Annotated in this window: 24 protein-coding genes and 1 pseudogene; 3 read left to right on the top strand and 22 right to left on the bottom strand. The window is 36.8% G+C overall.

From position 1 onward, the window contains the following. Window positions 1-76: 76 nt before the first annotated feature. The 13 genes and pseudogenes from BC6307_RS02015 to BC6307_RS01960 all read right to left on the bottom strand — a co-directional run bounded on the left by BC6307_RS02015 (window position 77) and on the right by BC6307_RS01960 (window position 15,184). Window positions 77-2,320 carry an EAL domain-containing protein gene (locus BC6307_RS02015; RefSeq protein ID WP_084380441.1) on the bottom strand — a complete coding sequence of 748 codons (2,244 nt, stop codon included), beginning with the start codon at window positions 2,318-2,320 and terminating at the stop codon, window positions 77-79. A gap of 462 nt (window positions 2,321-2,782) precedes the next feature. Continuing rightward, on the bottom strand, window positions 2,783-3,607 hold the full coding sequence (locus tag BC6307_RS02010; protein WP_066416360.1) for an EcsC family protein: 825 nt from the start codon (window positions 3,605-3,607) through the stop codon (window positions 2,783-2,785). A 43-nt stretch (window positions 3,608-3,650) separates the two neighbouring features. Continuing rightward, window positions 3,651-4,706 (bottom strand): flavin-containing monooxygenase, encoded by a 1,056-nt coding sequence (locus BC6307_RS02005; protein WP_066416357.1) that lies wholly within the window; start codon window positions 4,704-4,706, stop codon window positions 3,651-3,653. A gap of 695 nt (window positions 4,707-5,401) precedes the next feature. After that, window positions 5,402-6,144 (bottom strand): annotated as a pseudogene (locus BC6307_RS02000) (SDR family NAD(P)-dependent oxidoreductase). 254 nt (window positions 6,145-6,398) lie between these two features. Continuing rightward, window positions 6,399-6,629 carry a hypothetical protein gene (locus BC6307_RS01995; RefSeq protein ID WP_066416343.1) on the bottom strand — a complete coding sequence of 77 codons (231 nt, stop codon included), beginning with the start codon at window positions 6,627-6,629 and terminating at the stop codon, window positions 6,399-6,401. A gap of 146 nt (window positions 6,630-6,775) precedes the next feature. Then, entirely contained in the window at window positions 6,776-7,351 is a 576-nt protein-coding gene (locus BC6307_RS01990) for a helix-turn-helix domain-containing protein (RefSeq protein ID WP_066416329.1), read from the bottom strand. A 484-nt stretch (window positions 7,352-7,835) separates the two neighbouring features. After that, entirely contained in the window at window positions 7,836-8,432 is a 597-nt protein-coding gene (locus BC6307_RS01985; protein ID WP_066416327.1) for a 50S ribosomal protein L25, read from the bottom strand. 447 nt (window positions 8,433-8,879) lie between these two features. After that, the gene (locus tag BC6307_RS01980; RefSeq protein ID WP_066416326.1) at window positions 8,880-10,853 is read right to left on the bottom strand and encodes a hypothetical protein; all 1,974 of its coding nucleotides are present in this window, start codon (window positions 10,851-10,853) and stop codon (window positions 8,880-8,882) included. 338 nt (window positions 10,854-11,191) lie between these two features. Further along, entirely contained in the window at window positions 11,192-11,545 is a 354-nt protein-coding gene (locus BC6307_RS01975; RefSeq protein WP_066416325.1) for a hypothetical protein, read from the bottom strand. After that, entirely contained in the window at window positions 11,542-12,237 is a 696-nt protein-coding gene (locus BC6307_RS01970) for an ABC transporter ATP-binding protein (protein WP_066416324.1), read from the bottom strand. The genes BC6307_RS01975 and BC6307_RS01970 overlap by 4 nt, the downstream gene beginning before the upstream one ends. A gap of 856 nt (window positions 12,238-13,093) precedes the next feature. Next, on the bottom strand, window positions 13,094-13,471 hold the full coding sequence (locus BC6307_RS01965) for a lactococcin 972 family bacteriocin (RefSeq protein ID WP_066416321.1): 378 nt from the start codon (window positions 13,469-13,471) through the stop codon (window positions 13,094-13,096). Window positions 13,472-13,875: 404 nt separating this feature from the next. Then, window positions 13,876-14,028, bottom strand: coding sequence for a hypothetical protein (locus BC6307_RS24680; protein ID WP_157076653.1), 153 nt, complete (start codon window positions 14,026-14,028; stop codon window positions 13,876-13,878). Window positions 14,029-14,218: 190 nt separating this feature from the next. After that, window positions 14,219-15,184, bottom strand: a complete 966-nt coding sequence (locus tag BC6307_RS01960; RefSeq protein ID WP_066416320.1) for a tRNA dihydrouridine synthase — start codon at window positions 15,182-15,184, stop codon at window positions 14,219-14,221. Window positions 15,185-15,581: 397 nt separating this feature from the next. On the opposite strand from BC6307_RS01960, the gene BC6307_RS01955 reads away from it, so the two are divergent. Both BC6307_RS01955 and BC6307_RS01950 read left to right on the top strand, forming a co-directional pair. Then, entirely contained in the window at window positions 15,582-16,424 is an 843-nt protein-coding gene (locus tag BC6307_RS01955; protein WP_066416318.1) for a DUF1259 domain-containing protein, read from the top strand. A gap of 139 nt (window positions 16,425-16,563) precedes the next feature. Continuing rightward, a complete protein-coding gene (locus tag BC6307_RS01950; protein WP_066416315.1) occupies window positions 16,564-17,568 on the top strand; it encodes a DUF3231 family protein in 1,005 nt (334 codons plus the stop codon). Window positions 17,569-17,850: 282 nt separating this feature from the next. Here the strand turns inward: BC6307_RS01950 and BC6307_RS01945 are convergent, their stop codons facing one another. The 3 genes from BC6307_RS01945 to BC6307_RS01935 all read right to left on the bottom strand — a co-directional run bounded on the left by BC6307_RS01945 (window position 17,851) and on the right by BC6307_RS01935 (window position 20,863). Continuing rightward, window positions 17,851-18,852: a 3'-5' exoribonuclease YhaM family protein gene (locus BC6307_RS01945; RefSeq protein WP_066416312.1), complete on the bottom strand. Its 1,002-nt coding sequence runs from the start codon at window positions 18,850-18,852 to the stop codon at window positions 17,851-17,853. Between the two features lie 489 nt (window positions 18,853-19,341). Next, the gene (locus BC6307_RS01940) at window positions 19,342-19,743 is read right to left on the bottom strand and encodes a PH domain-containing protein (protein ID WP_066416307.1); all 402 of its coding nucleotides are present in this window, start codon (window positions 19,741-19,743) and stop codon (window positions 19,342-19,344) included. A 481-nt stretch (window positions 19,744-20,224) separates the two neighbouring features. Continuing rightward, window positions 20,225-20,863 (bottom strand): NAD(P)-dependent oxidoreductase, encoded by a 639-nt coding sequence (locus tag BC6307_RS01935; RefSeq protein ID WP_066416305.1) that lies wholly within the window; start codon window positions 20,861-20,863, stop codon window positions 20,225-20,227. 193 nt (window positions 20,864-21,056) lie between these two features. On the opposite strand from BC6307_RS01935, the gene BC6307_RS01930 reads away from it, so the two are divergent. Next, window positions 21,057-21,494: an Rrf2 family transcriptional regulator gene (locus BC6307_RS01930; protein ID WP_066416304.1), complete on the top strand. Its 438-nt coding sequence runs from the start codon at window positions 21,057-21,059 to the stop codon at window positions 21,492-21,494. A gap of 57 nt (window positions 21,495-21,551) precedes the next feature. Here BC6307_RS01930 and cyoE read toward each other — a convergent pair whose 3' ends face one another. From cyoE to BC6307_RS24675, 6 genes are all read right to left on the bottom strand, one after another. Then, window positions 21,552-22,463 (bottom strand): heme o synthase, encoded by a 912-nt coding sequence (gene cyoE, locus BC6307_RS01925; protein ID WP_235858130.1) that lies wholly within the window; start codon window positions 22,461-22,463, stop codon window positions 21,552-21,554. A gap of 20 nt (window positions 22,464-22,483) precedes the next feature. Beyond that, window positions 22,484-23,044, bottom strand: a complete 561-nt coding sequence (locus BC6307_RS01920; RefSeq protein ID WP_066416301.1) for a hypothetical protein — start codon at window positions 23,042-23,044, stop codon at window positions 22,484-22,486. Then, window positions 23,041-23,676: an SCO family protein gene (locus tag BC6307_RS01915; RefSeq protein WP_066416299.1), complete on the bottom strand. Its 636-nt coding sequence runs from the start codon at window positions 23,674-23,676 to the stop codon at window positions 23,041-23,043. Before BC6307_RS01915 ends, BC6307_RS01920 begins: the two co-directional genes overlap by 4 nt. Window positions 23,677-23,770: 94 nt before the next feature. Continuing rightward, on the bottom strand, window positions 23,771-25,465 hold the full coding sequence (locus tag BC6307_RS01910) for a cbb3-type cytochrome c oxidase subunit I (protein WP_066416298.1): 1,695 nt from the start codon (window positions 25,463-25,465) through the stop codon (window positions 23,771-23,773). 13 nt (window positions 25,466-25,478) lie between these two features. Next, complete coding sequence (locus BC6307_RS01905; RefSeq protein WP_066416297.1) at window positions 25,479-25,940, bottom strand: cytochrome c oxidase subunit II; 462 nt, start codon at window positions 25,938-25,940, stop codon at window positions 25,479-25,481. A gap of 13 nt (window positions 25,941-25,953) precedes the next feature. Continuing rightward, window positions 25,954-26,121, bottom strand: a complete 168-nt coding sequence (locus BC6307_RS24675; RefSeq protein ID WP_157076652.1) for a hypothetical protein — start codon at window positions 26,119-26,121, stop codon at window positions 25,954-25,956. Window positions 26,122-26,490 lie beyond the last annotated feature (369 nt).

The raw sequence follows: 26,490 nt of genomic DNA, 5'->3' as shown, positions 1-26,490 counted from the left end.
TATAATAATCAGTACTCATAGAGGTCATGCTTGGAATTACCTTTCATCCTCACATTATACAGGCGATTACTCCAACCTATGACGCTTCATGAATATTAGTCATATAATCCTCAAATGCTCCTACCTTTAACGGTCTACTATAATAGTATCCTTGTCCAAGTATGCATCCATCTTTACTAAGTTCATCCACATGCTCTTTTAGTTCAATTCCTTCTGCAATAACGTTTAATCCTATGGAGTGTGCTAAGTTTATAATGGCTTTAGCAATTTCATTACTTGCTTTATTCGTATGAATATCCTTTATAAACGACTGGTCGATTTTTAATGTGTTAATTGGGAGTTCTTTAAGATAACTCAAAGAACTATAGCCTGTTCCAAAATCATCGACAGAAATATGGATACCTAGATTTTGAAGTTCTTTTAAAATAGAAATAGTACTTTTATCATTTGCTAATACACTTTCCGTTACCTCTAATTCCAGCCATTTTGTGTCTAATCGTGTTTCATGTAAAATTGTTTGAACCTTTTCTACAAAATGTACATCCTCCAACTGACGTACCGAAATATTTACGGATAGTATTAACGGTGGATACCCCTCGTCTCGCCATGCTAGTGCTTGCTTGCAACTTTCTCTAAGAATCCATTCTCCTAACGGAACGATTAATCCCGTCTCTTCTGCTAACGGTATAAATTTACCTGGTGAAATAACTCCTAAATCAGGATGCTTCCATCTTACTAGCGCTTCCATGCCAATTAACTCATTAGTAGACATGTTCATTTTCGGTTGATATTCTATGTAGAATTGTTCCTCTTTAATCCCTTGTCTTAATGCATTTTCAAGTATACGACGTTCTAAAGATTGTTGTTCCATCGTTTGATCATAAATCATAAAATCATTTTTACCGCGCTCTTTCACATAATACAATGCTGTGTCCGCACTCTTGATTAGATCTTCTGAAGATTCTCCGTGATCAGGATAGTGTGCAACACCAATACTGCAGGAAAGTGTATAGTCTTGACCAGATATGTTAATAGGTTTTTGAAACTGATTTAACATCCTTTGGACAATCGTAATTGCATCTTCTTCATCTTGCACGTCTTTTAACATGACGACAAATTCATCCCCACCTAATCTAGCCGCTATGTCTGTCGGACGAATAACAGATTGAATTCTTTTAGCAGCTTCTTTCAGTACAAGGTCACCTGCATCATGTCCCCATTGGTCATTAATCTGCTTAAAATTGTCCAGGTCTATAAAAAATACAGTAAGTTTAGACCTTGAAAATTTTCGATCCAAGACTGTACCACGAAGTTGATTAATAAACGAACGTCGGTTTGGAAGATGTGTCAAAGAATCATGAAATGCTAACTCATATATCGCTTTTCCTACTTCTTTTTGTTCACTAATATCACGCATCGAGATTAGTATATATCCGTTTTTCTTCATACTAATGATATTTGCCTCAACATCCACATAATTTCCTTTTTCATGAAGGAGTCTAAATTCACTTTTTAATGCCTTTTTTATCGTTCTACTAAAATACGTTTTAATCTCAGCTTCAACGATTTCTCGGTCATCCACGTGTATTTTCTCAAAAAAATTACTCTTTTGAAGTAATGAAAGGTCATAATTTAGCACCGTATTAAAAGATGGAGTAGCATACTGAATATCCCCGCCTTTATTAATAATCACAACAAGGTCTGTTAAGTTTTCAGCAATCATCCGGTAGATGTCATTGTTTCCTGTTACTTGGTTCAGATTTTCAACTAGATTTTTCTCTCTTGAGAATAAACTAGTTGGCTCGTTTAACTCTAATTCAACTATTATTTTCACTTCTTTACCGACTAGTACACCGCCAGTCTCTAGTGCTGCATTCCAAGTGAGGCCAAATTCTTCACGGTTAATGGTTGCTTCTGCTTCATAACCGTAAACCTCTATTCCACATTGGCTTATCGCTTTCCCTCCGAAGTTAACATCAAATGTTATTGGTTTCGTTATTGCTTTAATCGTTAAGTTACCGGTTACTTTATAACTATAACCATTTTTTATAATAGTATTAGATTCGAAGTCAATCGTTTCGTAATTTTCGATATCAAAGAAGTCCTCTGATTTTAAATGTTTATCACGTTCTTTGTTACGAGTGTTTATACTGTCCCCCTCAAAAGTGAACGCTATCTTTGCAGTTGTTAAATCCGAAATATCATCCGCTTCAATATCTGCAGTAAAAGAATCAAATTGACCTCTTACCTTTGATATCATCATATGGTTCACTTCAAATCCAACGGTGGAATGTGCTTCGTCTATCATCCATTTAGTCATACTCGTACTCTCCTTAAATCCAAAATATCTCGAATTAAAGATATTTAATTTAAGTATATTTTAACACTGGAAAAATAGTTTTCAAGTAATCAGCTCCGGGTGGGACAGAGGGACAGCGTTCCTCGTCCACACATTTTTTGGAAATTATTTTATAAAGTCAGTAAGGTGGTGCCTACCTCCTTACTGACTTTTTGTTAAATAAAACTCAATAACTAGCACAGACATATAAGTTCCCCATCCACATTTTTAATAGCTTTTAACACGCATCTTTTTCTGTCTCTATTCTTAGTTACTACCTATTCTTAAAACCTCCGAATCAAATAGATGCAAAGATTTACAATAAGGGCAATACTCTGGTTGTCTGTTAACCACTGTATAAAACAGTTCATCACAATCATCGCAATGCCATTTTTTTATTAGGTGTGGCTCCATTTCTTTCACTCCTTTAAGGAGACAACTATCTTAAATAACCTCACTATCTTTCGTTAACTGCTCCAGCTTTTCTTTTATTCGACGTTTCCTATACAACATTTTTCCGACTTCACCAATATCAGAGATGATCGATTTATTAATAAATGAACCAAAAATAATACCAGCAATCGGAATCATTTGAAATAATTTTTTCCATCCAAAGTTATCTCTGTATGTCATCATTACTTCACGCCAGCCTTGAATTTGAGAGATCGCATCATCCTTCGCTGCTACGTTAGGATCTGAATAAGCGGATAGTTCCTTCAAAACAGCTTCTTTTCCAACAATATCGGATGAAGCGAACTGAAGGCATTTCACAATGAAAATACGCTCCTCTTTCTCATTAGGATCATATCCGTATGTAATCGCGATGTCTTGTAGCGTTTTTAGCGACATCCCAATCAGAAGTGGAATATCTATCGCCAAAGTAAAAATACCACCAATTCCTGTTGTCGCTCCTTGTGTCATCGCTGTATTTTTTCTCGACTGAATCAATTGATCACTCACTTCATCCATGACGTTTATCGGTAATTGAGAAATATATTCGAGTGTTACCTCTTCACCCTCGACTCCGTTTTTTTCATACCTTTTAAAAATATGCTTTTTACTAGATAAATAGCTTCCACCTGTTTGTAAATAACTACCTAACTCATCTAGGGCTTGCCCTATTTTGTTGTGAATAAACTGTGGTGTCACACGGTCTAGGAGCTTAAATGGAAGACGACCAAGTCTTTCCCAAAACCATAGCCCCTTTTGTTTCTTCTCCCATTTCTCAATAACTTTTAATTCTTTTAAAAGCTGATCTTTTGTTTCCATACCGCTAACTCTCCTTTTCTGGCATCAGCATTAATTTCGGTCCTTAATTACTTCCTTGCAAACTAACAATAAACGAAACTAAATATTCAGCATCCCTTCCAACACCACAAATCAGTGCAGAACCACGCTGGTATTGCCAAGGTAAGCCTAAAAAATATAACCCTTTTACTTCCGTAACTCCTCTAGTATGGGTAGGTTTTTGCTCTACTGAAAGTACACCATCTATATGAATCCAATCATACGATGGAACAAAGCCCGTTGACCATATGATACTATCAAAAACTTCTTTACTATCATCTTCGAACAATACTTCATTGCCCGTTACTGAAACAACTTTCGGCTTTATAAGAACCTTTTTGTTTTTAAGCAATGTTTTTAATTCTTTCCCAAATATCGGATCACTCTGCTTTTGAAACCATTTCCCTTTCCATGTATCAACGCCAGCATAAAGTAACCCAAGCTTATCTAACAAACTAAAAATACTTTTTCCGAATAGGTGCAAAGGTAAAAATTTGATCGGATGTCCTATAGCTATTGTTACGTTCTTCTCCTTAGAAAGTTCCACCGCAATTTGTGCTCCAGAATTTCCACCGCCAACTACTAGCACCGAGTTTCCGGGAATGTTCTTTGGTGAACGGTATTGTGAAGAGTGGAGTTGGTAAAGCGGTTGGTTTTCACTGTTAGAGACTACGGGTATATACGATTTTTGGAAAGCACCTGTTGCGACGATCACTTGCTTACACCTTAAGACTCCATTATTCGTTTCAATATGAAAAGCACCATCTTGTTTCCTAAGCTTTTTCACTTCAGTATTTCCTTTTACCGGTAATTCAAAATGGTTTACATAGTTTTCTAAATATGTTGCCATATCTTCCTTCGTCGGGAAATCATTTTCCACTCCCTCCATCGCCAAACCTGGGAGACTACTATATTTTCTTGGAGTAAATAAAACTAAAGAATCATATCGCTGCCGCCACGAATCCCCTATTCGATCATTTTTATCTAGTAGAATAAAAGAAAACTGTTGTTGCTTTAAATAGTATCCCATCGCAAGACCCGCTTGACCGCCACCAATAATAACTACATCGTAATCGTTCATGTATATTGCCACCTCACCACATTCAAACATCCATTTGAATATTATTATATACGAAAAGGCAAAATTGGGACAGAGGGACAGGTTCCGGGTGGGACAGAGGGACAGGTTCCGCGTCCACACAATTTTTGGAAATTATTTATTTTTTGAAGCTGTTCAAAAGTACTCTCATTCGCCTTTTGCCAATTAGCTAAAAGGAGGTTGATGGTAAAAGTGAAAGTTAATTCCACAGAACTGCAAAACAATTTGGAAAATATTTAATGTTAGCTACTCAAGAGGATATTATTATTACGCGTAACGGAACAGAAATTGCTAAGCTTACTATATAGTACACCCATAATTATGAATTTGTTTATTACAATATAGAATCCAATAGAACAACCTATGCTCAAGAACAAAGGTTGAAAATGTAGGGTTACTTCCCCGTTTGTCACGGAACGTTCAATACCCATAAAAATTTTCCTGAATTGTCCGATAAATAATTTAAACATTAAAAAACCTAAGGAGCAGGTATTTAAAACTCTGCTTCTTAGGTATAGATTTTAAGTACTTTATTTTTCCATGTCAGCTACTAATCGACCAGTTTATATAGGTGGTCCTATGTTTATTTTAAGTTTTTATTGAACTTAAGGCACTAGTTAATGGAATAGGCAAACAATAATAACTTTTATTTTCCAATAATGAGTTATTTTCATCTATTATAAGTCAGAAATCATTCCGCCATCTACTACAAATTGAGCTCCAGTTGAATAGCTAGAATCATCAGAAGCTAGATACACAACTAAGTTAGACACTTCTACTACCTCTGCTCTTCTTCTTAGTGGAATATCTTGTTCAAGCTGTTTTAAATATTCTTCCACATCTGGTTGGTCAGCCATTGGTGTTTTAATAATTCCTGGATGTACAGAATTTACACGGATGTTATATTGACCAAGCTCAGTAGCTGCACCTTTTGTCATACCAGTTACAGCATGTTTAGAAGCACTATATGCAATAGCCGTTGGTGCGCTTACTAAACCATCTACAGATGAAATGTTAACAATAGAACCTACGCCAGCTTTTTTCATAGAAGGAAGTACTTTTTGCATTCCTAAAAATACACCAAGCTCGTCCACTTTGAATGTTAGCTCGAAATCTTTTACAGTTAGTTCCTCTAATGTTTTGAAAATACCGATCCCTGCGTTGTTTACTAACACATTAATAGGACCAAATGTTTCTTCTGTTTTTGCTACAACTTCTAACCAGTTTTCTTCACTAGATACATCTAATTTAAGAGCGATTGCATTTTCTCCTAATTCATCAGCTAGTGTTTGTGCACCTTCTAAGTTTAAGTCCGTAATCGCTACTTTCGCACCTTCCTCTACAAATTTACGAGCATGCATAGCACCCATACCTTGTGCTGCTCCTGTAATAATTGCACTTTACCGTCTAATTTACCCATGATGTATTCCTCCAATTTTTTAAAAATTAAATTACTTTACATAACTATCGTACCCCTCGAAAAATTACTTTTCAAGAAAAATGCCTCGAATTCGAGATATTTTATTTTAAACACCTCTTAAAACGTATAAAAGGTGTTTATATCATTACAAAAACATATATTATTTAATATACCTGGCTGAACTCACTAAGCTAATAATTCACACTACAAAGCTTTCAACTTACTAATATGTGTGTGCAATCCTGTCCCTGCAATCACTTAATTTGATTTTTCTTATCATACTCTTTCGTTACATCCCGAACATTATTAAATTTATTTCTCTTAGACGCCCTCTTGGGATCGAAAGGTATTATTTTTGAATCATTAATTTTCTTCTCTTCCTTTTGTTGTTGTTCGTATTGTGTATTTCCACTTCCCCATATCCTTTCATATACGTCTACGTAAAATTCATAATTCGCCTTAATAGCACGAATTAGTCGCTTCATAAAACTCCTCCTTTTATCCTCTAATATAAAATCATAAGACTAATACGTTCCAGTAACAGCATCTTAAAGGAAATTTTATAGCTTAAAAGAAATGGTTATAGGGCTTTCCTAATCTAACTGAGCTGCAACAAGGTTTATCTTTCTAATTACAAAATTTGATATGTAGCTTTTCTGTATAGATGGCCATCGACAACCATTTTTTTACCTTCAAACCTCTTTGTTAGTTCTCTTCCCTCTATTGTATTCTTAGTAACTTGAACTAATAATTGCTTATTAGTATCTTCCACGAGATAATACGATGACATGTCATTAAACGCATCAGCCGTATGTAAAACGCCTGGCTGGACGATAAAATCAACGACTTCTTGTGCAAAATTCAACTTTTTTCTTCTTATTAAAGGAAATATTGCTTTTGCTTGCTGATATTTTTCATGAACAACTGCATCATATTTCGAACGGCACTTTCCTTTAATTTGGTACGAATCGATGTTAATGTCTTCTTTAACTACAATTGTAGCGATGTCTTCCGGATCATTAATTAAAGAATCAATACTAACATCAAATAATTTTGCTAAGTATTGTAAATTTTGTATATCAGGCATTCCTTTATCATTTTCCCATTTTGTTATTGCCTGTCTCGACACACTTAATTTATGTGCTAACTGCTCCTGGGATAATTTAGCTCTTAATCTATAATCCTTAATTTTTTCACCTAATGTCATTGACTATTCCTCCTTATCGGTTGTTAAGCTAGTTATATCATTTAGGTCTTAAGAAACTCTAGAAACCTTTGTTTACATCTATGATACTTTCCGTAGCATACCTAATCTTTCCACAAGCTTACTAAGTTTTCCACTCGTTTACCTACAGCACTAATAATTTTTTATGTAAAAACATCGTCTTCAGTAAAAAACTTCCCACGAGTTAAAAACTCATGAGAAGCAAAATTTTTTCAGCAAAATGTTAGCTATTCACTCTCATCCTACTTAAAATCAGATTCATATTAGGGATAGAGTTAGAGGCAACTATTACACCAAATTCCCAAAAGATGAGAGTGGGTAATATTTTTCATATGGTGTGGAGAAAGTTGAAGGAAATTGCGGTTTAGCAATTCGCCAAATAAATGGCAAATAACCGTTTTTCTCGTATATCTTTGGCCTCAACATAATTAAATAAAGGTAAATTGATTCGTGTCACGCATTAAGGTCAAACACCTACTGCTTCACCTTCAGCCTCTTCTTCTTCACTTGTTTGAGCTTTCACATAATCAACCATTGCAACAGTTTCTTGGTCTTCATGCTTAAATGTACAGTTACTATAATCCTTTTTGATATCTCCTACTTTAACAGCACGACCAATATCAAAATCAGTGATATCGATTTGAATTTCATCTGGTAAATCTTTTGCCTTCGCTGTTACATCTAATTCATGAATAAATTGTTTAACGGTTCCACCAGATTTTTCTCCAATAGATGTTCCCGTTAATATTACACTAACTTTGGTATCGATTTCAGTATCCTTCTCTACTTGAAGAAAATCTACATGTAGGATTTCCCTCGTTACACTATCATTTTGATAGTCTCTTAAAATAACGTTTTTCACCTTACCATTAAGATTAAGTGGGAAAATACCATTTCTTCCAACTACCTTTAATGCTTTCAGTAACTCTGACTTGTTGATAGAAATAGATTTTGTTTTAACATCACTTCCATAAACAACTGCAGGAACTTCCCCATCATTTCTTAACTTCTTCAATGCCGATCTCTTAAAATTATTCCTTTCTTGGGCCACTAGTGCATTCATTATGCTTCCACCTTTCTAATAATATATGAGACTTCCACATACAATATATGTAAGAAATATAAATATTTTCTTACTACACTCTAGTATATCAACAAAATATATTTTTTCAAATTATCTGATTTTGGGACAGAGGGACAGGTTCCTTGTCCACGCATTTACTGTAATTTTTTCTATATTATGTATATAAATTTAATTAAATTGTTTTAGATTAATAATCTATTTTCTACACATTAAAAAGGTACCTACAAAATGATGTAGGTACCAAATACAATATATGTTCAAATAATCATATTCCCGTGGTATACCGTCAATCCAAACTATAGATTGCTCTTCATCAACTTTGAATACTAGTCTTCCTAATAGATTCCGAGTTTGACCCAATACCCTTCTAGCATCCCGCAAAGTATTTTCTTAGCTACACTGTTCCCTCATCCTACTCCGTAAAAATCAAATCCGACGTCTACTCACACCATTAAAACACCAACGCGTCGCAAACAGATGGCTCAGCGGCACTATAAGCAAACCATACGCGGCGGCTACAAGTACAGCTCCCATCGTACCAGGTTTTTGAAGTACAACAACAATCCCGACGATAATGATTCCAGCAAATAAATCTTTGACTATACGCCTCTGAAGAATGCTTATCCATGATTGACCTGCTAATCGCAACGGGAAATCGCGCTTCGATTGAAGGAGTGCTGTGATCAGTGCGCTAATTCCAGCTGCTACAGAGAAGGCAACAACTAGGGCAACTAGGGCAAGATTTAACAACCATACAACGTATGCGGCGAATTGCGCAAGGAGAATCCCTTCCTCTGCAATGTAAACAACCCTCAATTCACCTTTCATACCACTTTCTCGTAGTGACTGCACGTCGAGTCCGTGTCGTTCTAACAATTGTTGCGTAGCTGTCACACCGGAGAACACGACGTTACTAGTAGATGCCATTGATGTTAATGCCGAATCATTATATACGTTATAAATCGAGGGCACTACGACAACAAGCACATCTTCCGAAAAAAGAAGTCTTTCGCCACCTCCTCCCTGGGATACCGGTAGGCGAAACCCATCGGCAGGGCGTAGGAACTGGAACTGTGAAAACAATTCTTCGGAAACTCCATCTCTAGACAAGAAGTCTGCCTCTTCTCGAACCATTTGGAAAAGCTCTTTTGGAATATCTTCATGTGGGACCGAAGTTACAGTCGGTTGTGACACTCCCTTCGTCACTAGATCGAGCCAATTCTCATTCACAAAAGAGACGGAAGAGTACTCTCCAAAGTTGACCGACATTATCATTTCTTTTGTATAGGTATACGAAAAAGCAACTGCATCTAGTGATTCTGCATCTTTCACCAGCTCACCTATTTGTGGCTCCAAATTGTCCATTTCGTTAATTTCTGTGGCGAACACAATAGCAACTTGATCAGCTAGTTGCTTCCACTGCGCCATTTCCGCTGCCATTGCAGAAGAATGTTTGTAAGAAGACCAAGCAGGGCCGGCCGCTGACACCACCAGTAGAAATGTTAATGCCTGAATCACCATCGCTGCCGACCGCAGACTCTTAACAGCTGGTTGTCTTGTTGCAAGCATGGTGGCACTAGGCCAAGCCGTTGCTGACATAATAAGTGCTGCAAGAAGGGAAACTGTAATGACTGCCACTTGCAAGCTGAGAAGCACTTTGAGGAAGGTGCCAACATACAGCCAGCCATAAAACAGACCTACATATAATGCCGCAATTAACGATACAGCGCCCGCCGAAACGAACAGTGTGCCGCCGAATCCGGCCAAGTCCTGCATCTGTATCCTCACTGTAGGACATCCACCGAGTACTCGAAGAGCACGCCCTCGCGCCCTTAGGGACAACCAGAACAGCGCTAGTGCCATAATTAGCGCAAACGCTGCAATAACAGCAGCAGTAAAGCCTCTTTCTTGTACTACGAAAAAGAGACTATCCAAAATTGAGGCATCTCCGCGACCAACCTTTACGCCTGCACTTTTCAACGTATCTTCAAATTCTCTTAAGTTAGCATATTTTCCAGTTACTAGATAAAAACCATCAGGATATGAGTTGGAAAGTCTATCCTTGCCGACGATTTTCACTACACCATCTCCACCGAACCAACTAAATTCTTCGGGCAGTTCTCCTTCATTTAGGGCTACAAACATTTGTCCCTCACCGTCACTAGCTAGGTCCGGCGCGACCTTCACTAAACCAAGCTCCAAACTTGCATCCAGCTCCTCCAGCATTGCAAATGCTTCCGTAACAGAAAAATTAGATTCGCTAAAATTGATACTAAGTCTACTTTCGACGCCTATAGCCTGCGGAAAGTCTCGATCATATAGGTCCGTAATGATCACCGCTAATAGTGCTAGGAGACCAAACAACGCACTTGCGACAACCACTATAATACGCTTATACACAAGTTGCCCTCCAACATTTATTTTGAGTTAGTCGTGCTAATCCCCAGCGACCATAACCGGTAACAGCTAGACCTGAGGAAATCGCCTGGAATAGCAGGTTATGTTTTTCCATTCTACTTCATCCTCCTAATTCATTTGAATAATTTCGTCAACATTTTACTTTTCTATCGTTTTTATTCGCCTAGCTATTGTTCGCAAACGTTCTACATTCCGTGAATGCTATTCGCCCTAGGCGTAGTCTGTTATTGTTAGTTTTAACTTAAGAAAGTGGAAAGTAAGTAATAGTTTGTTAAAAGATAATACTAATTCCACTATATTAAGATTACTCAATATTTGAATTAGCGCTTCACAAGATGCACCGGAACCCCAAACCCTTCGCGGCGGCTAAGTAAGTCGGAAATGGCGTCACGCTCGGATTTCGTACTATAGCTCACTAGAACCAACCCTCGCTCTTGGTCATCATTACACGGTTTTCCTACTTCCACCGTAATACCATCTCCAAGTGCTTTAATTTCCTCTGCAAGACTTTCGTTGCTAGCAAGTGCCGAAGTAGCTTCTGCCGTGGTCGGCAATTGTTCACATGGCGGATGCGTATCCCTTGATACTGGGAACCATCCATTTAAAAGGGCAAAAGCTAGTACGACTAACAATAAGAAAACAACACCAATCATTATTTTTGAGCTTGATTTCATATGGCCCCTCCTATTCCCGCTTTTTCCCTCATTCCCGTGTGATAGGTCGAGTTCTTTAATCCGACCTCATGTTTAGCGTCACAAGCACTAATCATTTCAGAGTCGTGCGTCGACACAATAACCGTACTACCACGTGCAGCGAAGTCAGCAAACAAATCGATTACTTTTCCCCGGTTAGTGGCATCGAGCGAGGCAGTGGGCTCATCGACGAACAGAACAGAAGCGTCTTTATAAATGGCACGAGCTAGTGCAAGTCGCTGCTTCTCTCCACCGCTTAGATGGCCAGCCAGTTCATCCTCCCGACCTGGAAGACCCGTCTGCTCAAGTACCTGTGACAACCGTTCTTGATTTCCCTTCATTCGCCGGCCTAAGATGCTCGATTTCATTGTGACATTGAAAGCAACAGACTCTTCATCCATAATCCCGTAATCCTGGAGCACAAATGCCGCATGATCACGCCAAAATTTACGCCGTGCCTTAGTACTATAGTTTGTGACGTCCTTTCCATCTATCAGTATCTGTCCTTCATTTACAGGGAGCAACAGTCCAAGAGTGTGCAGGAGAGTGGTCTTGCCACATCCGCTTGGACCAACAAGAGCTGTCATATTCCCAGGCGAGCAACGAACATTCTCATCATTAAGAACTGTACGCCCTCCAATTGCTACTGATATACCTTTAGCTTGAATCAACATTTGAACCACCCATTACATTCGAATCTTGAAGAAAAAGCTAACCCTGCTTGTGCCATTTTACTTGTCCGAACCAAGGGATTACTCTTTCCTCCCCCAAAATAGTTGCTCATTTTTTTATTCCTCCCATTAATTTTTCCTATATAATTACCATTAAAGATAATGGATTGCCGTTCATCTAAGATGGCTTGTTGAAGTTTACTTTTGAACCGTGACAACGTGTCTCATCTTTGTTGGAGACATTCATTCTTTTAATTTCACAAGTACTTTTTCTCCCCTTTCATTTGCTTTACTATAAGTAATACCAATCTGCCGTACCAGGCAAAAATGATTAGGTTATCAAATAATGACCAGTACCTAATCAGACAAGCTGTATAGGATGTGTTGATCTTTTTGATCGCTCTTTGTGGTAACTAGATTATTTGTTCTCCTATTTTACTTATCTACAATATCAACAACTGAAAGTGAGAAAAAGTTACACTAATTTTAAATCTTTTTTGAAAAAATTTTATGTATGAGGTAAAAAGCTAGATGTAATTTGCTACTTAGGGAAAGAACCACTTCCGCACCGACATGGTAGGTTACGGTAAGACAGGCTTATACTTTAGTTGCTCCAACCTATGACCATGTATGTTATTAACTAAAAATTAGAGCAGAGAATGTAGATTTTAACTCTCTAGACACCAATTGTCTGCAGAAAGTCTCGATCAAATAGGTCGATTAATATAGGTGGATAGCTTGTCTCTATGCATTGCATGGACCACTTGCAAATGACAGCAACAATAAACCGCAAATAAAAAGCAGAACTTTCTAGTACTATCTGAAACTAAGTAAACTTAACCAAGCTGTATCTTCTAAATTAGTTTACTCGATAATAATAACGACCCTTAAGCCCTGGTGAGTTTATTGTTCCAATATAGGCATATGAGTACTGACCTGCACGAGTATCCAAGCTTCTATTAGTACTTACCACTTGACCATCAATAAGCCTCTGAACAGTTGAGCCGTGTACCTTTGAAGGATGGTTATACTGAGAACGGAGCCCAGCGTCCACGAATCCATATCTCCATGTTCCTCCCTCAGTTGGGTACTGATAGTGCCAACCTGGATTCACCCAAGCAAATGCAGGCATCGCTGTACCTCCAATAAAAGCAGCAGACAATGTCAACGCAGCTAACGTAAGTTTCAATTTACGAAATAACGGTTTCTTCTTTTCCCTTTTCAATTGATTTTGCATTTTCCATTCCTCCTCAAACTTTCTAATGGTTTTTAATACTTACCCTTCAAGCGCTTTGTATAACTCACCTACCATGTCGATGCGGGAGGGATTCTTTACCCCTTCCACAAATTTATAATAGTCTAATAATTCCAATTATTCATGAGGTTTCTTCCTTATTTACAAATTAGTAATTTATTCCCAAATATCTAACTATTTCACTTAACTTTGATGGTGAATTAAGAAATACAACTCAAAATAGTAATTTTTTACCACAAACTTTTGTTGTGGACAGAGGGACAGGTTCTGCCCACACATTTTTTGGGGGAAATCTGCTATCTTCAAACCACAAAAAAGCCCAAGAACAGGGTGGAACGCCGTTCTTGGGCTTAACAATTATTAAACTGATTCAATAGATTATAAAATCATAATCCTCCACAACTAGACGGATTTTGATTTTCCTGTTTATTTTCCTTTTCATCATGTGAAACCGACTCTAACCCATAACCTGTTGAACTTATTTCTAACGTTTCATTATCTTTAATCGATTGCTGTAATTCATTATTTTCTTTTTCCATTACAATCCCCCAATTGACGTTGATTTTTTAATCGTGATTATAATTCGCAAAATTTCCTATTCACATACTAAAAATATTATCGCTTGGTAATTGGAGAAGTTCTATTTTCTCACCAAATTATAGCCTAGTTAAATTAAGAAAAGACCCTGCTAAACAGAGCCTTTAATAAAAACTATAAGATAGAATATTATTAATCATTTTCCAACACAAACTTATCAAGCATTGCACGCACTTCATCTGTTGACTCTGTGCTCATTAGCTGATTTCTTAGTTCACTCGCTCCTCGGAAACCTTTGACGTATATCTTAAAAAAGCGATGAAGAGTCTTGAATGAACGTAGTGTAACATCTGAATATTTATCATAAAGATCGAGGTGCAATCGTAAAAGATCAAGTAATTCCTTACTGCTATGCTCTTTCGGCTCTTTTTCAAAAGCAAATGGATTATGGAAAATTCCGCGACCAATCATAACCCCATCCACACCATATTGCTCCACAAGCTTCAAGCCCGTTTGGCGATCTGGTATATCTCCATTAATCGTCAATAGTGTATCTGGAGCAATCTCGTCACGAAGTTTCTTTATCTCAGGAATTAGCTCCCAATGGGCGTCAACTTTGCTCATTTCCTCTCTAGTACGCAGATGAATAGAAAGGTTCGCAATATCTTGTTTTAATATATGTGTCAGCCATTCGCGCCATTCGTCTATTTCCTTGAATCCAAGCCTTGTCTTAACACTAACAGGCAGTCCTCCTGCTTTTGCTGCTTGAATTAATTCTGCTGCAACTTCTGGACGAAGAATAAGGCCACTTCCCTTCCCATGCCGTGCCACGTTAGGTACAGGACATCCCATATTTATATCTATACCTTTAAACCCAAGCTCCGCCATTCCAATACTCATTTGGCGAAAGTATTCAGGCTTGTCTCCCCATATATGTGCTACAATCGGTTGTTCATCTTCTGTAAAAGTTAACCGACCACGTACACTTTGGATACCATCAGGGTGACAATAACTCTCGCTGTTTGTAAACTCTGTAAAAAACACATCCGGTTTTCCCGCTTCACTTACTACATGACGGAAAACAACATCGGTTACATCTTCCATTGGTGCTAATATAAAAAAAGGTCGTGGTAAATCACGCCAAAAGTTTTCTTTCATTCTATTCAAATCCTCTCATTATAGGATACTAGGCCATATTCGAAAATCTTCTATATATATCAAATGGTATTGTTTATTTTTCATTCACAATCTTCAAGTTAAAATCCACTCTGAAGAGCTCGTTGGATAGTAACAGGAAAAAGACCCCGAAAACGCAAAAATGTTTTTTTCTGCGAATTTAGGGTCGTACTAATAAATGCTAGTATACATCTTCTATTACAAATCCGTCAATTACTCAACTTATTCCATGTGAAGGAGTGTATAAAAACATAGCAATATTTTTTTCCCTTTAATAGTCAACATTTTCACCCTATACAAAATCATGTAATGCAATACAAGTTACTAAACTATAACCCAATCCATAAGTTATATAAATGAATAATAAAGGGGAATGGTTATGCCGCAAAATGTCGATACAATTTGCCAACAATTTGGTCAAATCTTCAAAGAAACTCCCAAAATTAACAATGGAGTTTGCTCTGTGGAAATAGAACGAAATTTAAAGGTTACAATTCAAGATCGCCCTAGTCGTGGGGAACTTCATGCAGAAGTATCATTTGAATCGTTAGATCAAGAAGGTAATGCACTTAATCTTGGTGAAACAGTCATACTCGAAGAAGAAATACAGGCATTTACTAATAGTTTAAGTAGAAATGGTATAATCATCAGCGCCATTCATAATCATTGGCTGTACACAGAGCCAACCATTCTTTATGTCCACTTTCAATCCGTTGAACCACCTTTAAACTTTGCTCGTAAAGTGGCAGAAGCATTTAAAGTTTTCAAAACTACAAATACCAATAGACAACTGGAGGACTATGGCGCTTTAGGGGCTTTGAACGCTCCTTCACTTACTTTACCTCAAATGTTGACTTACGCCCTTCAGGACGAATATTTAGCCCAAGCAAGATATAATAACATTATCGCAACCTTTGGCAACATAAGAACATTTGTACAAATTAAAGATGCAGAAATGAGACATATAAGTGCCTTATTACCACTTTTCGAACGTTATCAAGTTCCTTTACCAATAGATATTTCTCAATCCTTAGTTACTACTCCTGATAACTTAAAAGCTGCATATGCAGCAGGTGTTCAAGGAGAAATAGAAAACATATCAATGTACGACAAATTTTTAACAATGAACATTCCTACTGATGTAAGAAATGTCTTTACTCAACTACGTAATGCCTCGGTAAACCATTTAGCAGCATTTGAAAGAGGGCTTGCTAGAAAATAGTTTTCACTTCATGGGGCGATTGTTTCGTCCCTTTTTTCTTATTAATTGGGGAATGAATTCTTAATAATACTCTCATATTTTAAACAATGAAATATCATATCTATTTTGAAAATGGAAATAATAATTGCGAGGTGAAGACATGGACACAGAAAAATTAAAACTTACATCTTCTGAAATAGGTTCCTTATGGGCGGAATATATTGACGGTACTGCGACAGATGTAGTGAATAAATATATGCACTCCATTATTGAAGATGAAGAAATAAAAGCTATTTTTAATGATGCCATCCAAATATTTGAAAAACAGAAGAATCAATTAAAAACGTTTATGGAGAATGAGGGATTTCCTGTTCCCATTGGATTTACAGAAACAGACCTGTATTCAGGAAAACCAAGATTGTTTACCGATGCTTTCTGCCTGAATTATTTACATATCATGACATTACATGGATTATTAGGGCATATTACTGCGTTCAGTATTTCTGTAAGAAAAGACTTAAGGGATTTTTACGATTCTTGCGATAATGATGCGAAAAATATGTATCATCGAACGATTGAGCTATTGCTTGAAAAAGGCCTTTTTCAGAGAGACCCGCTATTTTATCCACAAAACCAAACTCAATTTCTTTCAAGTAAAGATTTTATAGACGGTTTTATTGGTAAAGGTAGAAAACTTGCAGCGACAGAAATTATTAGTATTTCTTTTAACATTAAGAAAGGTATTCTAGCTAAAACCCTTTCCATTGCATTTAGCCAAGTGGCAGAATCGGAAGAAGTTAGAAAATTTTTAACCCACTCTGAGAAAACTGCTGATGGACAAATTAAAGCTTTAGCTAAAATAATGCAGGCAGATAATTTACCAGTTCCTAAATCGTTAGAAACAGAAGTTACAGTTTCGACAGACTCTCCATTTTCCGATAAATTATTAATGTATCACATAGGATTCTTGTTTCAAGCAGCACAAAATTATCATGGTGCAGGCCTTGCTTCATCGATGAGAGCAGACCTTGTAACCACTTACGAATCCATCATTTTACAAAATCTAAAGGTAACAAAAAATTGGTTTGACATTATGGTGAAAAATAAATGGCTAGAACAACCTCCACTTGCACCAAATAGAACAGAAAGTGCAAAACAAAAATAAATGGGACAGAGGGACAGGTCCCTCGTCCACACAGTTATTGGAAGGAATTCTAGTTTATACCACAGATAGATTTCTATTTTTACCTGTAAATTGAAAAAGAGAAAAGAGTGGATATTCCCGCCTCTTTTCTCTATCATCTCCCGAAGCCCAACCAAAGTCAGAACTGTTTCATTTGGGTTTTTTACTAGTCATTTCAATCAATATTTGTATAGACGAATTTCAGTTCTCTTGCTCCACTTCTAATTCACAAACTTCCCACTCTTGCCAACTACCTTCCAGTATTCATTCCGAAACTGAACTTTTTAATGTACTTGGCTTATATATATTGCCAAGTCCCCAAACTTTTTGAACATCACCTTCCTGCATATCTTCTGTTGCCTTTGTTATCATATTGATTTTAGCGTCAATATTATCAATCATATGACAAAGGTGTGCTTCTAACGTAATAGGTTCAGCCGTACTTCCCCATCCGTTACTAAGAGGACCGTGATGACTTGATATAATGTTCATTAGTTCGTATACAATCGTAACTTCTTCTTTTGAAACCGTTCGTTCATTTCGTATCGACACTAACTTACGGTCTATCATTTGGTTAACTATTTGAATATGTCCTAGGAACTTTCCGTAAAGTGTATATTCTGGAGCAGTGAAATCACGAGACATCTCCACTATTTTCCCCATATCATGAAGTGTGAGGGCCGCATACATTTTACTGCGATCTATTACTTCACCATACTGATCGCAAATGCTTTTACATATACGAAGAAGTGATAGGGTATGATAGGCAAGTCCAGATCGAAAATTATGATGCATCTTCACTGCAGCGACATGAGTCATGAAGTATTTTTTATTCTCCTCAAACAATTGTAAAGTGATTTGATGCAAAATAGGAATTTTAATTTCATCTATAAACTCAAGTATTTCGTTTTCCATACTATCAATAGACTCTGGTGCCATTTCTATATAATCACTGATGTTCACTTCACCTTTATTAGGGACTCGGAATTCATTTATCGTCATTTGAGCCTTCCCATTATATTCCGACACATTACCGATTACATGTAAGACTGCACCGTTAGTGAAAATCGTTAACATCTCGTCCACTGTTCTTCCACCAAAACCATTGTTCCAAATCTTACATTCGATTACTTTATGCTTTTTCCCTATCGTCACGTCTAGATATGGATCCCCTTTTTTCGTTTTCTCTAACTTAACCGCTTTAATGAGAACTAAACCATCAAAGGAATTACCAGGGCTAACTTCTAACAAACATGTAACAGGCATTTTATGTCCTCCTAATAGAAGATAAATTATTACATAAGTTAATCTTTAAATTCAAACCTATTATTTCATTCTACATAAGTATATATCATAGTATTGGTTAGATAGGATAAATTTTAGTAATTATTGATTGCTAATATACTTTAATATGGCTTAATTGAACTCTCCACCCACTTACTGCCCTAATAGGCTGCTTTTAGAGGGAGCTTTCTTGCCTGTTTTAAATAAAGCATACTGGACCAACCTTTGAAACCTTACCCTTTAAACAAAAAACAGACCAATTAATTGCTAATTGGCCAATAATCATCATCATTACATACATACGGACAAGGGTTATTTTGAATAAAACGTACTGCATTTAAACCAATCATTTGGGCAGCTAAAGACGTATTGCCGTCTGGTAATATATCACATTTTAAGTGTGAATGACCTTCCCCTCGTTCACACTTAATCTAGTAAATGAACTTCATCATCTACGTGAATGTCCCCTTATTAATACCTTTCTGCCAATGCCAACAAATTCTTTTTATGATTAGATAACCCTACGCAAACATTATTCGGCTTAATTTGGATTTTGGAATCGTCTGAAAAAGTAATTTTTACTGTTGTTTTTAGCAAACCTCGTTTGAAAGAGATTTCCTTAACATCCTGTAAATCCAACGGTAGGAAGTTCCCAGTCATTTTTCCAGTTGTTCCATCCATTTCACAAATTAAAATTCGTTTGTTTGTGAAAGCAACGATCATGTGTTTGTTCAGCAACATCGTAAATTCCTGAAACAACAAATAATTGGTGAGCGGAGCAAAACTCATCACATAGAAATACTGTTTTTCTACTTCACCAGGCTCCATTATTTCATCTAAAAATTGGTCCATATACTCGTTTCGATTAAACATAAGACATTCTTCTCCCCCAAAAATTGATATTATGTAAAATTATTTGTAATCATCCATAAACCACTTAATACCACTTTAATTATTGCAAAAGGGTCCTATGAATGGCTAGGGACTTTTGTCATAATTATCCTTTTTCACTTGTTATTCACCAAACCACCTTACTCCGCTAACATAAGACTAGGCGCTTCATGATTTTCGGGATGGGACAGAGGGACAGGTTCCCCGTCCACACATTTATTGGAATTTTTTACATTTTTATTACAAAGAAACTACTAACTTATCCTCCTATTCTACTTTATAAACAACTGAACATAAAAATACCCAAGATTCAAATTCATTAAGAATCTTGGGTTTTTATTACATTGCTTTACCTTTTAAAAATACTGGAATTATTAAAAACATTAACTAATTAGCATTGGAAACCACTCCAAAAGTAGTCGTTACAAACCAAAAATTAAGCCCTCTTAAATCTCACCACTACTTATTCTGCTTCACCCACGACAGTAAAACGTTCGTTTATATGCTGTGGATTTTCAATTTCATCTAAAACTGCAATCGCATAATCCGCATAACTGATGTAGCTTTCACCCTTTGAATTGACAAGAAGATGATCTTTTCCAGACTGATAAGATCCAGTTCTTTTTCCTTCCGCATCAAATACGGCAGACGGACTGATAAATGTCCAAGTAATCCCTGTTGTTGTCTGCAATTCTTGTAAATTTCGCCCCTGACCTTTCGCCGTTGGTTTCACGAAATCTGGAAATTCAGGTGTATCAATTAACTGAACCGTTTTATTTTCATCCACATAAAGGCTTCCCGCACCACCGACAATGATTCCTCTTGTATCGGTTCCTTTTAAAGCTTCAATTAAAGCATGTCCAGCATCTACATGTGCTTGCTCTTCTCCAAGTGGAGCACCGAAAGCATTTACAACTACTTCAAACTGCTTTACATCTTCTTGTGTAAGATCAAAGATATTCTTCTCCATCACTTCTACATTCGTATCTTTTAGTTTTGACTTATCCCTTACAATTGCAGTTACTTGATGTCCTCGACTAACTGCTTCCTTCAAAACAAGACTGCCTACTTTCCCACTTGCACCAATAATTCCAATTTTCATTTTAAAGTCCTCCTATATAAAAATTTCACTTGTAATTAATTCGATTACCTGTAATCATTTTAGTTACAATTAAGTTAGATGTCAACAAAACCATTTTTATTTTTTTTACCCTTTTAAGTTATAATAGACTTGTAACCAATTGAATTACATGATGAATGTATCTCGTAAAAAAAAGTAAGGTGGGTGACTGAAAATGTCTATTAGTAGTAGATTTTCCGTCGGTATTCATATATTAACTCTAATGGAAATAAATAAAGATGGAGTTAATTCCTCTGAATTTATAGCACGAAGCGTAAACACGAACCCAGCTGTCATCAGGAAAATTATCGGGATGCTAAAAAAAGCAGGATTAGTTAAAGTACAACCTGGTATTGCAGGGGCAGAACTCGCAAAAAATTTATCGGAGATCACATTACTTGACGTTTATAAAGCAGTTAATGTTGTTAAGGACAACGAACTATTTAGTATTCACGAAAATGTAAATCCTGATTGTGCCGTTGGAAGAAATATTCAAGGTGCGATTGAACCTCTCTTTTTCAGTGCACAACTAGCAATGGAGAAGGTTCTCGAAAATGTAACTATTGAAGATGTAGTGAAGGGTGTTATCGAAAAAGGAGAAATTAAACGATAAATGTAAGTAATATATGTAAAAAATGGTGGGACAGTGAACGCTGTCCCTACCGTCCAATCAAAAAAATGTTACTACAATCATTAAGGTATATAAAATAGCAATATAATTGACTGAGTAAATAAAATTAATCCGGGCCCATTTCACGGTGTCTTTCATAAAAAAACCATACACACTAAAAAATAGCCAAAAAATATTTAACAGTGTGGCAATAGTAATAAAAGTCGGACCAAGTGAATTTAAGTAAAATGGTAGTGGCAACAAACAAACGATATAAAAAAGATTCTGCCACTTTGTATGATTAATTCCTCGCACAACAGGAAGTATCGCTACACCTGCTGCTTTATACTCATCTAATTTCTTAATAGCAATCGCAAACGTATGTGGCATTTGCCAAATAAATAGAATGAGAAATAGAATGATAGGTACTAAATGAAAGCTAGAATCTAACGCTGACCAACCAATTAACGGTGTAACTGCCCCGGAAACACTTCCGACGACGGTATTAAAAGCATATCTTCGCTTCGCCCACATCGTATACAAGAAAACATAAGTGAACCAGCCAATGAAGGTATAAATGACAGCTTCCATCGTTGTAAATAACAACAAGACAATCCCGACTACAGATAAGGCAATTCCTAACAACAGCACAAACTTTAACGACATCGTACCAGTAACAGTCGGACGATTTTTCGTCCTTTCCATCACAGAATCAATATCAGCATCGTACCAGTTGTTAAGGACTAGGGCACCACCCATCACCAATGTACTGCCAATTAGCGTTAGTAGAACAACACCTAAATGATCAAGGAAGGAAGCATTCGTGAAATACAACGCCAACCATAGACCAGTAAACACAGGCAAAACATTGGATAGTAGAACTAATCCTTTAAAAAGAGATTTTACATCAGTGACAAGATTCGTAACATGTTGTACGTCCAGTACTTTTCCTGTCTTTTCTTGAGATGCCATCATATGAAAACACCTCCTATCTATTCATATTTGGTTGGATCTACTGTAAAAACATAAATTAAATAAATGACTAAACAGATAGCTGTCGTAATGAAGCCCCAGCCGAGTGTTAATTGTTCTATGATGAGATAGTTGTTGCATAACTGATCTTCTGCCCATATATATAAAGCTCCCATCCCAAAATACTTAACCGTAAAAATAACGATAATAATATTTTTCCCAGCCTTACTTAGTTTTTTCCAGCTATCTCTAAGCGGAATCCCTGCTAAAAATGGTAAACTAATAAATTTCCAAGCTTGTATACTTTGTAAGGTCAACGCCTCGTCCATTGTTCGAGGGATCGTCCAATAAATAATAATAATCAAGAATAACGTAATTCCTGGTATCCCATTGTTATTCCACTTTTCAAAAAAACGTGGGAACCGCTTTAGAAGAATACCTCCCATTAAAAAACCTGAAATAACGAGCAACGGCATTTGCATATGCATATGGGTAATCATGATGGACTCTAATAGATAAGCAACGGGTGGAAGCAATAAAAATAAATATAATAACAAACCATAAATAAATTGCGTCCTCATTCCCTCACCTGCTCGCTATCAAGAATACTTTCCACTTTTTCTGCTGCTGCCTCGACTTCTGTAAAGTCCATCACTTCTACTAATTTTCCTTTTTTATCAACTAAGTAAAAGGCTGAATTATGAGTAAAGTTCCCTAATCCATCCGGGATGACAATAACACCGAAATTTTCTAGTAATGTGTTTAGCTCTAGCGGGTCAAGAATTCTTGCCATTCTCCAAGTTTCTCCATCGGCACCAAAAGCGTTCTGATACCTTTCTAACGTAGCCGGGTCATCACGCTCTGGATCAAAACTTATACTTAAAAATACGATATCTTCTCCAATATATTTTTTCGGAAGTAATTTATACACTTGCCCCATATTAAATTCTAACTGCGGACAAACCGTTGCACAATCTGTATAGATGAACGTAATAAAAACATACTTATTCTCAAACTCTGTAAAAGAATACTCTCTCCCTTTACTATCCTCTAAAATGACATCAGGAAAAGTAGGTTTTTCCTTAAGCAGCTGATTAACTCTAGCCGTCTCAGCCGTATATGCTGTAAACCCATCCGTCCCTATAAAAAACAAAATACAACCAAACAATAAAACGATTAGTAGAGAGATTGTATTTTCCCTGTTTTTAAACATTGAGACCACCTCTCACATGATAGATTGAATGATTACCATAAGCACAAAGAGATAGCCCAGTCATCCGAGCTATCTCTTTTTTTAAAAAATAACTTTACCAAGTTTTGAATGGCGGTGAGCCTGGCGGTGCATTGACAATCATATCGATAAGTGGTGGGACATATGCCATTGCCACTACGATTAACATGAGCACTACCCATACTCCCCAACGCTCTGTAAAATATGGAGTTGGAGCTTCGTCTGGCTCTACATCCGCAATTGGGAATTCTGTTTTACCTTTTGGCGCAAAAAACATCATATTAAATACAGCATAAATTTGAAGAACACCTGCAATTGCTAACATAACAGCGCCCACACCAATTGCTGCCATATATGGATCCCAACCTAACGTGGAGGAGAAATCACCATATGTTGTAAAAGAAGTTCTTCTTGGAGAACCAAATAATCCAACAGCATGCATAGAGAATGCCATGATCGTCATACCAATCGTCCAAAGAATGGTTTGAATAACACCAACTTTATTCATCGCTGGAGTTAATACTCTCTTAAATACAAGCGGAACTAACCAGTAACTAATACCGAAGAATGTCATTACGACTGTCATTCCTAGTGTTAAATGGAAATGCCCTACAACCCACATCGTATTATGTGCAACTTGGTTTAATTGGTTCGTGCTTTGAACAATACCACCTGCTCCAGCTGGAATAAAGGCAGCCATTGCAATAAATGGAGCTAAGAAACGCACATCACCCCAAGGTAATTTTCTCAACCAACCGAGTGCTCCTTTTCCACCTTTTCTTCTACCAGTACGTTCGAATACTCTAAACATTGCATAAGCAGTCATTAAAGATGGGAATCCGATTGCTAAACTCATAAAAACGTGCATGTATTTAATGGACAACGAAATACCAGGGTCAATAATTTGATGGTGGAATCCACCAGTAATATTCATGATAACTAAAGCTATTACGACAACGCGTGTTAAATAGTCATTAAAGCGTGTTCCGCCAATAATCTTCGGTATAATAACATACCATGCAGAAACGGCTGTTAAATACCAAATGTTAACTGCTGTATGTCCAAAAGCCCAGAAGAGTGTACGAGAAACCATGACGTTTATGCCATCTACCCATCCTAGTGTCCAAGGAATAATCATAAAGATAACTTCCACTGCAACAATAGCTGTTGCTCCTACTAACAGAACAAATACACCCGTCCCAAAGAAAGCAAGAATAGGAAGATGCTGTCCTTTGTTATTTTTTCTCCAATTTGCCACATTAACAAATGCTCCAGCTGCAAGCATCCAAACACCTAACACAATAAATACGAGCCCAAAATAAAACATAGGGTGTGCAGCCATTGGTGGATAAAATGTGTACATAACAGATGCTTCATTCATTAACACAGGGATGACAACTAACACAAACCCAAAAATCTTCAACCCGAACCCTATCCATGCCATCTTTCTAACCTTTGGAAGAAGTCCTCCTAACGTATGTGAAAAACCTGCGTAAAAGTAACCAATCGTGATGAAGGATGACATGACGACAACTAAAAGCAATCCATGTGCTGTTAAGATTTGATAATAATTAAGCCATGTTGGTAGTTCAAGGACACCGGCTCTGTTTAAACCTTGTATTACTCCCATTAACCCACCTAGAAGTAATGCGATAAAACCAACTAATAAATAGGCTTTTGATATATTAGCATCCTGTGGATTTAAACCAAGAGCTTTATTGGCACTATCCCTAAATGCTGTACTATTTCTTTTTTCTGCAACTGCTCCCACGGAACTTCCCTCCTTATTTCACTGTTATAGTCGTACTCATAAATTGGTGACCTACACCGCAATATTCGTTACATATAACTAAATACTCACCTGGCTCATCAAATGTTTGTGATATTTTTTGGATATGGCCTGGCATAACCATTGCGTTAACGTTTGTATCGGCAATTTGAAATCCATGAACGACATCCTTTGATGTTAAAGTGAAATGCACGGTTGCACCTGCTGGAATTTCAACTTCCATCGGAGTAAAACTGAATAATTGCAACGTCATGACAAGTTCATATTCGTTTTCACCAATTTGCTTAAGCCCTGGTTCATTAAAAGGAGCTATTTCATCCACTTTCTGAGGGTCAATTGTTTCATTATGACTTGGCGGCCCCATTCCTAAAGCAAATGTTTGATAACCTGTTAGTAACATAAAAACCATAATCATTCCAAAACTTAATGTAAGCCATATCTTTTCATCAAGATGCATGCTTTTCCCCTCCTTATAATCGATCCATATATAGTCCGTATATAATAAAATAAGTAACCAATATAACTGCAAAAACTACTCCTACTGAAATCCATGTTCCAATCCTAGTTGAAGCTTGCTTGCTAACATGTTCCTTTTCCAGATTCACTTCTTCTTGAGCCTTTAAATTTGAGGCTTTCATTAAGGACCCCCCCTTTTGTTTTCATACTTCAATCATAATTGGGAATTATTATCAGTGTAGTGATTCGAATCACAGCTGTAAAAAAATATAAATTGCCATGACACCAGTAATATCAAGGTTTTTCAACAGTTCCAAATGGAAAACACGTAAATACCCCTTCACGATTTGTTCACATTTTTCACGATTATCAACTATAGCCGCCTATTAAAGTGCGACAAGCATCACTGCGAACTATACGAAACCAACCTAAAAAGACGACTTTCATTCAAAATGAATAGTAGTCGTCTTTTAAATTTGTACTATAATAAGTTCTCAAATGGTGTTTTTCTTCTCAGTATTTATCTACCCTGTAATAAAAAAGAATTGCGC

It is taken from the genome of Sutcliffiella cohnii, assembly GCF_002250055.1.
Classification (GTDB): Bacteria; Bacillota; Bacilli; order Bacillales; family Bacillaceae_I; genus Sutcliffiella; species Sutcliffiella cohnii.
The sequence above is the reverse complement of the archived record's forward strand: the minus strand, read 5'-3'. Positions and strand labels throughout refer to the sequence as shown.